At 46.7% G+C, this 559-nt stretch carries 1 protein-coding gene; it reads left to right on the top strand.

Annotated elements, in window-relative coordinates; all coding sequences use genetic code 11:
• On the top strand, positions 1-559 hold a 559-nt coding region (locus ACFIL3_RS11130), incomplete at both ends, for a hypothetical protein (RefSeq protein WP_375682309.1).

The raw sequence follows: 559 nt of genomic DNA, 5'->3' as shown, positions 1-559 counted from the left end.
CTGCTTGGATGCAGAATGTCTTTAAGCGAGGTGGTGCGGATGCGTATAATCTGTATGATACAGGGGCGGGTGGGAATGTTTATGGCGGTCCTCGTGTAGCGCCGTTAAGTGATCAAACGCGCTATGGAATTGGTGGTCTTGGAAGTATTCCACAGCATTATCAAAATCGCTCTTTGATGAATACGATTTACAATCCAACGTTGACAGCAAGCAATCTTGGAAGAGTGGCTTCTGGTGATATGGTTGGACAGAATCCGTCTTTTAATGCCGCCCTTCAAAATAGCTTAGACCGTGTAAGAGATACGATTAACAGCTCTTTTGCAGGTGCGGGTCGTTATGGGTCCGGTGCACATGCAGGTGTATTAGCAAATGAACTTGGTGCTTTGTCCACAAGTGCTACAGCAGACCAGTATAATCGTGATGCGGATCGCATGATGCAAGCCAATGCCATGATAGACCAAGCCAATCAAAATCAATTGGGCGCCTCAAATAACTTCTTACAGGGTTATGGGAATGCCTATTCCAATGCCATACAAGGGGGAGGTGTGCTTGATGCCCA

It is taken from the genome of Bartonella sp. CE47NXGY, from assembly GCF_042195415.1.
Lineage (GTDB): Bacteria > Pseudomonadota > Alphaproteobacteria > Rhizobiales > Rhizobiaceae > Bartonella.
This window is presented reverse-complemented; position numbering and strand designations above follow the sequence as displayed.